Origin of the sequence: Moraxella canis, assembly GCF_002014965.1 — a bacterium.
GTDB classification, from domain to species: Bacteria; Pseudomonadota; Gammaproteobacteria; order Pseudomonadales; family Moraxellaceae; genus Moraxella; species Moraxella canis.
Genome location: NZ_MUXT01000008.1, coordinates 53,241 through 66,266 on the forward strand (window position 1 = coordinate 53,241; position 13,026 = coordinate 66,266).

General features: G+C 46.1%; 9 protein-coding genes. 5 read left to right on the forward strand and 4 right to left on the reverse strand.

The features are described 5' to 3' along the window. Positions 1–15: 15 nt before the first annotated feature. Positions 16–2,463: an endopeptidase La gene (gene lon, locus B0180_RS06385; protein WP_233424945.1), complete on the reverse strand. Its 2,448-nt coding sequence runs from the start codon at positions 2,461–2,463 to the stop codon at positions 16–18. Between the two features lie 254 nt (positions 2,464–2,717). Between lon and B0180_RS06390 the strand changes: the two genes are divergently transcribed. Next, on the forward strand, positions 2,718–4,034 hold the full coding sequence (locus B0180_RS06390; RefSeq protein ID WP_078256460.1) for a Na+/H+ antiporter family protein: 1,317 nt from the start codon (positions 2,718–2,720) through the stop codon (positions 4,032–4,034). Positions 4,035–4,105: 71 nt separating this feature from the next. Here the strand turns inward: B0180_RS06390 and B0180_RS06395 are convergent, their stop codons facing one another. Together B0180_RS06395 and B0180_RS06400 are read right to left on the reverse strand one after the other, a co-directional pair. After that, on the reverse strand, positions 4,106–5,959 hold the full coding sequence (locus tag B0180_RS06395) for a monovalent cation:proton antiporter-2 (CPA2) family protein (protein ID WP_078256176.1): 1,854 nt from the start codon (positions 5,957–5,959) through the stop codon (positions 4,106–4,108). A gap of 140 nt (positions 5,960–6,099) precedes the next feature. Beyond that, positions 6,100–7,389, reverse strand: coding sequence for a magnesium and cobalt transport protein CorA (locus tag B0180_RS06400; protein ID WP_078256177.1), 1,290 nt, complete (start codon positions 7,387–7,389; stop codon positions 6,100–6,102). A gap of 370 nt (positions 7,390–7,759) precedes the next feature. On the opposite strand from B0180_RS06400, the gene B0180_RS06405 reads away from it, so the two are divergent. The 4 genes from B0180_RS06405 to B0180_RS06420 all read left to right on the forward strand — a co-directional run bounded on the left by B0180_RS06405 (position 7,760) and on the right by B0180_RS06420 (position 12,277). After that, positions 7,760–9,052, forward strand: a complete 1,293-nt coding sequence (locus tag B0180_RS06405) for an ATP phosphoribosyltransferase regulatory subunit (protein ID WP_078256178.1) — start codon at positions 7,760–7,762, stop codon at positions 9,050–9,052. Between the two features lie 54 nt (positions 9,053–9,106). Then, positions 9,107–10,396, forward strand: a complete 1,290-nt coding sequence (locus B0180_RS06410) for an adenylosuccinate synthase (protein WP_078256179.1) — start codon at positions 9,107–9,109, stop codon at positions 10,394–10,396. 298 nt (positions 10,397–10,694) lie between these two features. Then, positions 10,695–11,240: a VOC family protein gene (locus B0180_RS06415; protein ID WP_078256180.1), complete on the forward strand. Its 546-nt coding sequence runs from the start codon at positions 10,695–10,697 to the stop codon at positions 11,238–11,240. Between the two features lie 41 nt (positions 11,241–11,281). Beyond that, complete coding sequence (locus B0180_RS06420; protein WP_078256181.1) at positions 11,282–12,277, forward strand: fumarylacetoacetate hydrolase family protein; 996 nt, start codon at positions 11,282–11,284, stop codon at positions 12,275–12,277. Between the two features lie 94 nt (positions 12,278–12,371). On the opposite strand, the gene B0180_RS06425 is transcribed toward B0180_RS06420, so the two are convergent. Beyond that, on the reverse strand, positions 12,372–12,959 hold the full coding sequence (locus B0180_RS06425) for a biliverdin-producing heme oxygenase (protein WP_078256182.1): 588 nt from the start codon (positions 12,957–12,959) through the stop codon (positions 12,372–12,374). Positions 12,960–13,026 lie beyond the last annotated feature (67 nt).

Genomic DNA, 13,026 nt, shown 5'->3' on the forward strand with positions numbered 1-13,026 from the left:
AAGGTGTGCTGTCGTTTAGCTGCGGACAGTATCGCTACTGCTATCGTGCGTGACTGCTTTTGGTGGGATTGGGCGAATCGGCTCAACTAATGCCGCCGCTAACACCTCATCAATCGTCTCAACTGGCTGAATGATTAAGCCTTCTTTGACATTGTCAGGAATCTCGACCAAATCACGCTCATTGGACTTGGGTATCAAAACATGCTTGATCCCGCCGCGATGCGCCGCCAAGAGCTTTTCTTTGAGCCCGCCGATGCGCAGGACTTTACCACGCAAAGTCACCTCGCCAGTCATTGCTATATCGGCGCGGATGGCAATACCCGTCATCGCAGAGACGATGGCAGTGGTGAGTGCGATACCTGCCGATGGACCGTCTTTGGGCGTGGCGCCTTCGGGCATGTGGATGTGCAAATCGGTATTTTTAAATTTTTCATAATCAATACCAAATCGCTCGCCATTGGCACGCACGACGCTCATCGCGGCTCGGATAGACTCTTTCATGACATCGCCAAGCGATCCTGTAAACACAAGCTCGCCTTTGCCTTGCATCGTCGCAGACTCGATGGTCAAAAGCTCCCCACCTACAGAAGTCCATGCAAGACCTGTGATGCGACCAATTTCAGGTTCTTTTTCTGCTAAGCCATAGTCAAATGGCTTGACGCCTAAAAAGTCTGAGATATTCTCATCATTAATGGTCAGCCCCTCGATTTTTACACCTTTTTTAGGCTTAGTGCCGTACTTTTCAATTTGTGTGCGAACTGCTTTTCGGCTGATTTTATTAATCTCGCGCTCAAGGTTTCGTACACCTGCCTCTCTGGTATAATGACGGATAATACTGGTAATCGCCTCATCGGTGATCGTCAGCTCATCGGCTTTTAAGCCATTTTGTTCTAAGGCTTTTGGCGTCAGATAATTATTGGCGATCGCCATTTTTTCATCTTCGGTATAACCAGGCAGGCGGATAACCTCCATGCGATCAAGCAGGGCAGGCGGGATATTCATACTATTGGCAGTACAAATAAACATCACCTGCGACAAATCCAAATCCAAATCCAAATAATGGTCATTGAACGCTTTATTTTGGGAAGGATCTAAGACCTCAAGCAAGGCTGAGGCAGGATCACCACGAAAATCTTGCGCCATTTTGTCAATTTCATCCAATAAAAATAGCGGATTTTTGACCTCGACTTTGGCAAGCGATTGCACAATCTTGCCAGGCATCGCACCGATATAAGTGCGGCGATGACCACGAATTTCGGCTTCATCACGCACGCCGCCCAGCGCCATACGCACAAACTTACGACCTGTAGCACGCGCGATGCTCTCGCCCAAAGAGGTCTTACCCACACCTGGAGGGCCTACTAAGCACAGAATCGGACCGCGGATTTGTTTGACGCGGGATTGTACCGCCAAATACTCCAAGATGCGATCTTTGACATCATCTAAGCCATAGTGGTCTTTATCCAGTGTTTGCTTGGCTTTGTCAAGGTTGATACTGACTTTACTGGCTTTATTCCAAGGCGTGTCCAAAATCCACTCAACATAACCGCGCACCACTGACGCTTCAGAAGAAGACGCAGGCATTTGTTTAAGCTTTTTAAATTCGCTTTCGGCTTTTTTGCGGACATCGTCAGGCAGGTCAGCTTCTTTTAGACGATTTTCAAGCTCAGCATCATCATCTTCAGCGCCATTATTTAAATCAGACAGCTCTGATTTGATGGCTTTCATTTTTTCATTTAAGAAATATTCGCGCTGATTATTTTCCATCTGCTTGCGGACGGTGTCTTGCAGCTCGCTTTCGATGCTGCGCTCGGTTTTGGTGTTGGTGAAATATTCACTCAGCGCCTTAAAGTATTCAGCGGTATCACCTGATTCAAGCAAGGCTTGCTTTTTGTCAAGGGGTAGCTGCGTGCGCGTCGCGACAAAGTAGATCAGCTCAAGCAAATTGTCAAAGCCATTGGCAACACGGATCAGCTCGCGCGAATTTCTCAGTGCACTTTCGGCATAGTCACTAAATAGCTCAAGCAGCACTGACTTTTGGGCATCGGCTTCTTCTTGGCTAAGATTTAGCTCAACATCGGCAGCAGTAAATTCCACGATCAGGCTATCATCGGCATCATCACTGGCATTTTGGATGTGACCGATTTGTACACGCTCAAGACCTTCGATCAGCACCTTTAGGCATTTGTCATCAGAATCATGCGGCATGGTGCTGACAATGCGGCAGCGAGTACCGAATTGATACAGATCATTGATGTTAATCTCTTCGGCAAGCGAGTCTTTTTGGGAGACGACGATCAGCTCGCCATCGTGTGCTTCTTGAGCCAGTTCAATGGCTTTGATGGATTGCTCACGACCCACAAACAAAGCGATTTGCATATAAGGGTAAACCACCACATCGCGCACCGCTAACAGTGGCAGCTGCCCTGGGTTTTCATAATAATCGGATTTTGAAATCGTCATTGTTGTCATTCCTTATGTGTTAAAATGATGACAGTTTTATGGTGGCATCTGCAATAAATTGCAAGGCTTGCCCATAAAAACTTGGCAAATGATCAATGAGCTTTTAATAAACATTGCTAGATGATTGCAGTTGTGCAAATTGTCTATAATAATTAAATCTCTAAGTTATTGATTTATCATCATATTATTAAAAAAATCTTACTGGTTTTTGGGGTATAATACTTCGTTTGATTTTGATGGGTGAGTTGGGAGTGATGATGATTAATGCTGTGTTGCTTGCTGTCATTGTGATGGTGGGCTTATCGCTTGCACGAGTGCATGTGGTGCTAAGCTTGGTGGTTGGGGCGCTCGTCGGCGGTTTGGTGGCGGGCATGTCAGTCGCTGATACGCTGACTTCTTTTCAAGATGGTATTAAAAACGGTGCACAGATCGCTTTGTCTTATGCCATGCTTGGCGCGTTTGCGATGGCGATCGCTCATTCAGGACTGCCGCAGATGTTGGCAGATAAGCTGATTGCTCAAGTGCAGCACACCGATGGCGCAGGCAAGCTTAAGTTTTTCTTATTTTTTATCTTGATTATCATGGCGATGATGTCCCAAAACATTGTGCCGATTCATATTGCTTTCATTCCGCTGATCGTGCCGCCGCTATTATTGGTGATGAATCGTTTGCGCTTGGATCGCCGTGCTGTGACGTGTATTTTGACCTTTGGATTGGTCAATACATATATGTTCATTCCTTATGGATTTGGCGATATTTTTTTGAATCAAATTATTCTTAAAAATGTCAATGAAGCAGGCATGGCAACCGATAATATCTCAATGATGCAAACCATGACGATTCCTGCTTTGGGTATGCTGATCGGGCTTTTGATCGCGATTTTTGTGACTTATCGCAAACCCCGCGATTACCAAGAAAAAGCGGTGGCGGTCAGTCAAGCACCCACTCACGTTGGCACGCTCAATGTCGTCGTGGCGGTGGCGGCGATTGTCGCGGCATTTGTGGCGCAACTGATGACGGATTCTTTATTGATTGGCTCGCTCGTGGGTTTTGCGATATTTATGGCGACAGGCGTCGTCAAGTGGCGCGATGCCAATGACGTGTTTAATGATGGCATCAAGATGATGGCGATGATTGGCTTTATCATGATTTGCGCTCAAGGTTTTGCAGAAGTGATGAAAGCCACAGGGCAAATTGATGCGTTGGTTGATGGCGTGGTGGGTATCTTTGGCGATAACAAAATGCTTGCGGCGTTTTCGATGCTGCTTGTTGGTTTGGTGGTGACGCTGGGGATTGGTTCGTCATTTTCTACCGTCCCCATCATTGCGACCATCTATGTGCCGCTATGCATGGCGATGGGCTTTAGTGTGCCTGCTACGGTGGCTTTGATTGCGACAGCAGGCGTGTTGGGCGATGCTGGCTCGCCTGCGTCGGACTCTACGCTGGGACCTACCCTGGGGCTAAATGCAGACGGTCAGCATGATCATATTCGTGATTCTGTCATTCCAACTTTTATTCATTATAATATTCCTTTGATTATTTTTGGTTGGATTGCTGCTATGGTGCTTTAGTAGCTTTTGGTTAATTTAATGTTAAATTCATATTAAAATGCCTTGAATTAAGTTCAAGGCATTTTAATTGATTAGTGATTTTCTTGACCCAAATAAGTACCCCGTTTTGGCTGCCATTCGATTTCTTCACCGCGCAAGAGTTTTTCAATCATCACCTTGGTATGCGCGCGATGCTCATTGAGCATGCTGATCATGTGCGTGTTTTTATAGCGGCTGACATTTGGGTCATAGGTTTGGGCAGCTGCGGCGACGCCGTCCCGATCTCGGTGATGGTATAAATGTGCGATGCGCTCGGCAATCTCACTGTCCATCCCCAGAAGCTCAAGCCCTGTGCGTGCGCTACGCACCGCTGAGTCAAAAGTCTCACGAATCACTGCATTGGCGCCTGCTCTGTGCAGCTGATAGGCATGAACGCGATCATAAGCGCGCGCCACGATCGGCAAGTCGCTATAAGTATGGCGCAAATGGCGTACAATGGACAGCGCTTTTTCAGGGTGATCAATGGCAATGATCACCAGCTTAGCTTTGGCGATGCCCGCCATGTCAAGCAGATCAAATCGTGTGGCATCACCATAATAGGTTTTGATACCCAAGCTTGACAACCCATCCACATGATCAGCATCACTATCAATCAATGTGGTGTGATAGCCACAAGCGGTCATCATACCATTCACGACTTGTCCGTATCTGCCATGTCCTAAGATGATGATGGGGTTTTCTTCGTCGATCGCATCACTGTCTCTAAAAGAAGCTTTGGCGCTGTGCTTGGCTGTGTATTTTTGATGGATCACTAAAAATAGTGGCGTGAGCACCATGGATATCACAACGACTGCGGTCAAATTGGCATGGGTATCGGCAGATATCACCGAATGAGTCGCCGCTGCCGAAAACAGCACAAAAGCAAACTCGCCGCCCTGAGCCATCATGACCGCGCGTTCAATGGCGATGGCGTGATCAGATTTGGTCATGCGCGCCGCCAAATAAATCCAAAGACCTTTGGTAAGCATCAGTGCGATGACGCCAAGACCGATCAGCTGCCAGTTCTTAGCGACGATGGATAAATCAAGCGCCATGCCGACGCCCAAGAAAAATAAGCCCAATAAAAGACCGCGAAAAGGCTCAATGTCCGCTTCAAGCTGATGTCGAAAACTGGATTCAGACAGCAGCACACCAGCGACGAACGCGCCCATCGCCATCGACAGACCGCCAAGTTCCATGAGAAGCGCCGATCCGAGCACGACTAATAGCGCTGCTGCAGTCATGATCTCACGCACTCCAGTTTTTGCAAGTATTTTAAATAATGGATTAATCAGCACGCGTCCAACAACCAGCAGTGCAAGCAATGAACCCAATGCGACCACGATCGCCTGCCAAGCTGGCGTTTCGCTGGCGTGCACCACCGGTGATAAAAAAGCCACAATGGCAAGCAGCGGCACGATCAGCAGATCTTCAAATAATAAGATGGACACCATGCTTTGACCTTTGGCGGTGGATAACTCATTGTTTTCGCCCAAAGTTTGCATGACGATCGCCGTCGAGGTCAGCACAAAGCCTGATGCACCCACAAAAGCCACTTGCCATGATACCCCAAACAGCTTCATCACCAGCATCATTAAGGCGGTGGCACCTAGCACCTGCAAAGAGCCAAGCCCGAAGATTTGCCGTCTGAGACCCCATAAGTGCGATGGATGCATCTCAAGACCGATAATGAATAAAAACATCACCACGCCAAGCTCAGCGATATGGATGATGGTCTGTGGATCGGTAAATACCCCCAAGCCAAACGGTCCGATGATCAGACCGCCAGCCAAATAGCCAAGGACGGATCCTAAGCCAATTTTACGAAAAACAGGAACTGCAATCACGGCAGCCCCAAGCAGTGTAACGACTTGTATCAGCTCGCTTGCCATACCAGCTTCAGCCATAGCCATCCCTTATTTTGATGATAAACTCAAATAAAAAAGCACAATAATTAAGCAGCCATTTTAATGGAAACTTAAGCACTGTGCCAATAAAATCAAAAATTATATATAAAACTTATGAAGTTATCAGTTTAAATGATAAATTACAACCAACCTGCCTTTCTAAATTTAGAATATAAGAACAAACACACACCAATCACGGCACCGAGTACGACAAAATACGCATATTTGATCTGCAGCTCAGGCATGTAGTCAAAGTTCATGCCATAGATGCCAGCTACCGCCGTCGGCACAGCCGCTATACCAGCCCATGCCGCAAGCTTACGCACGACGTCGTTTTGCCCCATCGTGACCATCGCCATATACGTATCCATCGCCACAGACAGCATTTCGTTCAGACCATTGACCGCATCAATAGAGCGCAAAAGGTGGTCGTTAACGTCGCGGAAATATGGCTTAGCGGCGACAGGGAAGGCAGAGATCAGCTCATTTTTTTTATGATTAATAAAAAAGTTACACACATCTTGAACAGGTAAAATCACCGCTCGCATGTGCACCAGCTGAGATTTCAGCTCATACAAGCTTTTTAGGGTAGATTTGCTAAATTCGTGCGAAAAAATATTACGCTCTTGCTCGCGCAGATAATTACCCAATCGGTCAGTGATTGGCAAATAGTTATCGACGATAAAGTCCAAAATCGCATGCAGTACAAAAATCGGACCTAAGCGCAGCTTTTCGGGGCGGCGGTGACAGTGCTCTCGGACAGGTGTGTAGGAGTTGGACGCTCCTCGGCGCACACTGATGATGAAATTTTTGCCCATAAAAATGGCGGTGGTGCCATAGCGAATTTGATTGTCCTCAAGCTTGGCAGTTCGCACGACGACGAAGATGGTATCGTTGCCATAGCTTTCGACTTTAGGGCGCTGATGATCGGCAAATGCATCTTCCAAGGCAAGCTCATGCAAATCAAAAGCATCTTGAACCTCTTGCACCGTCTCAAGGCTTGGGTCATACAAGCCAAGCCAAATAAACTGATTATTATTAGTGAGCGTGCGGCTGACATCCTCGATCGCCAAAGCCTCAATCGGCGCACCCGTTTTACGAGAATAAGAATAACAAATGACCGTTTCATTGCCACCTGATTGCTCAATATCCTCCAAACGATCTGCATCAGGATCATAGACGGTCATCGTCTCGATGGTGTCTTCATCCGTAGCATCGGCATCGCCATAGATGTAACTGTCATGCGTATCGTGGAATGTTTCTGCACTTTCGGGAGTATGCTCAGAGTCAGTGGTGACTTTGATCATGTCTGATTCATCAAACAGCTCATCTTGCTGAATGACAGGATCAGGAATGGTGATGGGTTCGGTTGAGTTATTAAGGTCGTTTGGATTTGGGGTGTGATCGGTTTGTGTATTATGCTGTGTCATAAAATCCCCAAAAAAAATCGCAAATTTCGTGATGATCAGTTTGCCAAAACCCTAAAAATATAGAGCAGATTTTTATATTCAGTTGATTATTATAGCAATAATGCAGCAATTTTTCATCAGTTAAATCATGGCTTTTGATGACTTCATGGATAATTTAGCCACTGATGAAAATTTTTTTCAAATTAACCTTGCAAGCCTGCTAAGGTATGGTACACTAGTCAAGAAAAAATTCTCACTGTGATCACAAATGGGTCAATGACAGCCCATTTATTGTTGTGGTGCTTATTATAGCCCAATTTATTTTTTCATGACACAGTATTTTTGGTCAAACGCTTGTTTGACTGTTTTTATTTGCTGACAGGGGTTTTTTGTGCCAAAGCATAGCACTACCAATTCTAACGCCGAACACCAAATGGATGCAAAACACATTCAGCAAAATTGGCTCCTACCTGATGGCGTGGCTGATGTCCTATTTACCGATGCTCAAAAACAAGAAAGCTTGCGTGACGCCTTACTATTTGTGCTCACAGCGCACGGTTATCGCTTAGTATCGCCACCTTTGATTGAGTACACCGAAAGCCTACTTAATAATGCCGATGAAGATTTAAAACGCCAAACTTTCAAATTTATCGATCAGCTCAATGGACGCTTGATGGGCTTGCGTGCCGATATTACGCCGCAAATTTTACGCATCGACAGCAAATATGGCAAAGGCATTAGCCGTTACTGTTATGTTGGGCAGGTTGTCAAAACCCTACCGACTGGTCTGTTTGGACTGCGTACGCCGCTTCAGTTGGGTGCTGAGATTTTTGGGGTGGATGACATCCGTGCTGAGCTTGAGCTGATTGACCTGCTGGCAGCACTGGTGGATGAGATCGGACTGGATCGAGAGACGTTGCATGTGGATATTGGACATGTGGCTATTTTTGATCGCTTATGCCAGTTGCATGACGTTTCAAGCAAAGACGCTGACGAGCTGATTGGTATTTATCATAAAAAAGCCATGCCAGAGCTTGCCAAATGGTGCCAAAATATTGGACAAAGCCTAAGTAGCCCAAGTGATGCAACCGATTTTTTGGTGTTGGCTAAACATACGCTAAGCAGTGATCGTACGCCAAATGCCGAGGCTTTATTAAGTAAATTGTCTGATAAAGCTCGCCAAGATGATGACATCATCCAAGCGGCAAATGAGCTTGCGACTTTGGCGGCGCATATCAGAGCAGTTGGCATGAGCGTGAGCATTGATGTGACTGAATTGTCAGGCTATCATTATCACACTGGCGTGGTCTTTGATGTGTATTTGAGCAATAGAACCACGCAGACTCAGGCTTTGGTGCGCGGCGGACGCTTTGACGGGATCTCAACTCAAGGCGTGGCACGTGGCGCGACTGGCTTTAGCATGGATATTAATCGCTTGCTTGAATTTGTAGAGCTTGAAGAAGACACCGTGATTTGGGTGGATTATCATGATCTACAAAATGCCGATTCAGACACGAAAGCCAATTTGGCGGCACAAATTAAAACTTTGCAATCTGAAGGCTGTATTGTGATTAAGCCTTTGACTGTGGATGATAAGCCTGATCAGATTGATGGTATCCTGCATTGGGATACTGATCAAGATAAGCCTGTTTGGGCGGTGCGCTTAGTTGGTGATGAGTGCTGACTGTCGCTGATTTGATTGTTGATTGATTTATTGAGTAACTTTTAAGGATACATTATGGGTAAGAATGTCGTAGTGCTGGGCAGTCAGTGGGGCGATGAAGGTAAAGGCAAGATTGTGGATTTGCTCACCGAAAAAGCCACCGCCGTCGCTCGCTTTCAAGGCGGTCATAATGCAGGTCATACGCTAGTCGTTGGCGGCGAAAAAACCGTCTTGCACTTGATTCCATCAGGCATTTTGCGCGAAGGCGTGACTTGTTTTATTGGTAATGGCGTTGTGCTTGCCCCTGATGCACTGCTCAAAGAGATGAATGGCTTGATCGAAAAGGGCGTACCTGTGCGTGAGCGGTTGCGCATCTCGCCTGCTTGTCCATTGATCATGCCTTATCATGTTGCCTTGGATCAAGCGCGCGAAATCAAGCGTGGTAATGGTAAAATCGGCACCACAGGACGCGGCATTGGTCCTGCTTATGAAGATAAGGTTTCTCGTCGCGCGCTGAAAGTCGCCGATCTGTTCCGAGCGGATCTGCCTGAAAAGCTAGAAAATTTGCTTGAATATCATAACTTTGCACTGACTGAATATTATAAAGTCGATGGCATCGATTTTGACGCAACACTTAAACTATGTCAAGAATGGGCAGCCGAGCTCAAAGACTTGGTGGTAGATGTGACCGACGCGCTAGAGACTCGCCGCCAAAATGGCGAAAATCTGATGTTTGAGGGTGCTCAAGGGACGCTACTTGATATTGATCATGGGACATATCCGTTTGTTACCAGCTCAAACACGACAGCTGGCGGCGTATCTACTGGGACAGGTCTAGGTCCTTTGTATTTGGATTATGTACTGGGTATTACTAAGGCATACACCACGCGTGTTGGCTCAGGTCCATTCCCAACAGAGCTGTTTGATGATGTGGGCGCCCATTTGGCAAAAGTAGGTCATGAATTTGGCGCTACAACTGGACGTGCTCGTCGCTGTGGTTGGTTTGATGCGGTAAGCTTACGCCGTGCAGTTGTGCTAAACTCAATGAGTGGAATTTGCTTGACCAAGCTTGATGTGCTTGATGGCTTGGATGAGATTAATATCTGTACGAGCTACGAAGTGCCAGAAGGTGAATGTGCAGGCGCTTATGATGCTGAATATTATGAAAAAGTCACCCCAAAATATGAAACCTTGCCAGGTTGGAGCGAGTCAACGATTGGTGTGACCAATTTTGATGCATTGCCTGCCAATGCCCAAGCATATATTAAGCGCATCGAAGAGCTTGTCGGTTGCCCTGTGGACATTATCTCAACAGGTCCAGATCGAGATGAGACCATCGTGTTGCGCGATCCTTATGACGCTTAATTGATTGTTTGGTTAATCCAATTAAAATCCCCCAGTTGCATGATTGCTTCTGGGGGATTTTAATTACTTTAATGACCGTCAATATTTATCATAGCTATTCATGATTTGAGAATCCATCAGCTTTCAAGGTCGGTGAGCTTGTATATCGAGGTTTCTTAGTATTCATTGGTAAATTCATGCATTAAATCACAGGAATTATCGTATAGTCTGATAAATAATCCATAAAATCCAACTTTTATTTAGGGTCATTTTTTGATGAAATGATAGAACAAACCGCACATCACCAAGGAGAGTTTTCATGTCCCTGACCAAAGGCGTGCATCATGTGGCGTATCGCTGCAAGGATGCCAAACAGACGGTTGAATGGTATCAAAAGCACTTACACATGGACTTTGTGCTTGCCATCGCCGAGGATAAAGTACCATCTACGGGCGAACCTGACCCTTATATGCATATTTTTTTGGATGCAGGGGGTGGTAATATTTTGGCATTTTTTGAGCTACCGACCAAACCTGAGATGGGACGTGATGAAAATACGCCGATTTGGACTCAGCATTTGGCGCTCAAAGTTGATAGCGAAGAGACATTAAACGCCACCAAACACAGGTTGATTGATGAAGGCTTGGAGGTTTTGGGACCTGTGAATCATACGCTATTTAAGAGTATTTATTTTTTTGATCCTAATGGACATCGCATTGAGCTTGCCTGTGATATCTCAACCGATCGGATGAACCGCGCGCTTGATCAGGTCAAATGGCAGATGCTCAATGAATGGGCGCAAACCAAAAAAGCCCCCAAACACGCACAGTGGGTTCATGATGGCACAGAGCCACCCGATGTGTGAGTGATGTGTTTTTTAAAATATAAAAATAATCAGGAGTTTTTATGAAATTAGCCACCCTAAAACAAGGCGGACTAGATGGCACCTTGGTCGTCGTCAGTCGTGATCTGAGCCGCTATGTCACCGTAAGCGACATCGCGCCCACCTTGCAAGCTGCTCTCGATGATTGGGAAAACACAGCGCCTAAGCTTCAAGATATCTATCAAAAGCTCAATGAGAGCACTGACGGCTTACCATTTGACAGCACAAAATGCCACTCGCCACTGCCTCGAGCGTATCAATGGGCGGATGGTTCAGCGTACATCAATCATGTGGAATTGGTGCGTAAAGCCCGAAATTCAGAAGTACCCAAGTCATTTTATGACGATCCTTTGATGTATCAAGGTGGCTCGGATGGCTTCATCGCTCCAAATGATGATATCATCGCAAGCGAAGCGTGGGGCATTGATATGGAGGCTGAAGTGGCGGTCATTACAGGCAAAGTAAAAATGGGCAGCACCCCAAAACAAGCCGCTGAACAAATCCGCCTAGTGATGCTGGTCAATGATGTGTCTTTAAGAAATTTGATCCCAGATGAGCTTGCCAAAGGCTTTGGGTTTTTTCAGTCTAAACCTGCCTCGGCGTTTAGTCCTGTCGCAGTGACGCCAGATGAGCTAGACGATTGGCAGGACAATAAATTAAACCTACCGCTGGTTGTGCATCTCAATGACGCACTCTTTGGTCGTCCTAATGCTGGCACAGACATGACTTTTGATTTTGGTCAGCTTATCGCTCATGCTGCCAAAACGCGCAATCTGGCGGCAGGGACGATCATTGGCTCAGGGACGGTGTCTAACAAACAAGACAGTCTGTGGGGCTCAAGTGTCGAGCATGGCGGCGTCGGTTACTGCTGCTTGGCGGAGCTTCGTATGTACCAAAAGATTGAAGGTAAAGAACAAACGCCATTTATGAAACACGGTGATGTGGTGCGTATTGAGATGTTTGACAAAGACGGCAACACGATCTTTGGTAAGATTGAGAATGTGGTTAGAGGGATTTAGTTTCACTTTATATCAAACATTCTTAATATTACACAATTTAAGTCAGCTAAGTTAGCCCACCCTTGATCATCAAGTTCAATCGGTGGGCTGTTGTTCATGCGCTTGGCGTGGCTTCGCCAAAAATTTGCTTAAGTGCAACTTTATAAAATTCAAAAGCTTCTAGCGCCCCTTCAATGGCGGCATCTTGATCTTCTGTGCTTAGGTTGAGTGCATTTAAAGATTCGCGGAATGCTTTCCAGTGCTTGCCGCGTCCATCGGGATGAGCATCCAAATGATGTGCGCCAAAATTCTCATCAAAGCCAAGTTTTTCTTTGGCGTCTTTGAACAAAAACGCCGCGCCGATATTCGAGCCTTCAGCACAATAAAGCCAACCAATGGCTTTGGCGTCGGTAGGCTTTGGTAGGGTGCCTTCAAAGTGATAAGCCGACTGCTTAAGATCGCTTAAATCTGTCAGTACCGCTTCGTGGCGCGCCATAGACGCTAAATCTGGAATGGCTTGGTTTAGCGCAGGGTTTTTGTAGATATCATCAACGATATGATGAAACACTGATTGTAAATTTAAAAATTTGATATAGTTTTCAATGCTGTCAAAGGGCTTGACCGACATGACCATCTGATCGACGCTGTCGTGTGTTTTGCGTGTTTCTTCTTTGAGGCGTTCAGTAAAATTTGAAGTTGTCATAAAATCTTCCCAATAAGTGATAAGAGATTGGCTAATTTGTATAATTTAACCGCTCAGCTGATAAGGT

Bases quoted from the DNA above. Each gene is read 5' to 3' on its own strand.
- lon (WP_233424945.1), bottom strand. From the start codon at position 2,463: ATGACGATTTCAAAATCCGATTATTATGAAAACCCAGGGCAGCTGCCA.
- B0180_RS06390 (WP_078256460.1), top strand. From the start codon at position 2,718: ATGATGATTAATGCTGTGTTGCTTGCTGTCATTGTGATGGTGGGCTTA.
- B0180_RS06395 (WP_078256176.1), bottom strand. From the start codon at position 5,959: ATGGCTGAAGCTGGTATGGCAAGCGAGCTGATACAAGTCGTTACACTG.
- B0180_RS06400 (WP_078256177.1), bottom strand. From the start codon at position 7,389: ATGACACAGCATAATACACAAACCGATCACACCCCAAATCCAAACGAC.
- B0180_RS06410 (WP_078256179.1), top strand. From the start codon at position 9,107: ATGGGTAAGAATGTCGTAGTGCTGGGCAGTCAGTGGGGCGATGAAGGT.
- B0180_RS06415 (WP_078256180.1), top strand. From the start codon at position 10,695: ATGTCCCTGACCAAAGGCGTGCATCATGTGGCGTATCGCTGCAAGGAT.
- B0180_RS06420 (WP_078256181.1), top strand. From the start codon at position 11,282: ATGAAATTAGCCACCCTAAAACAAGGCGGACTAGATGGCACCTTGGTC.
- B0180_RS06425 (WP_078256182.1), bottom strand. From the start codon at position 12,959: ATGACAACTTCAAATTTTACTGAACGCCTCAAAGAAGAAACACGCAAA.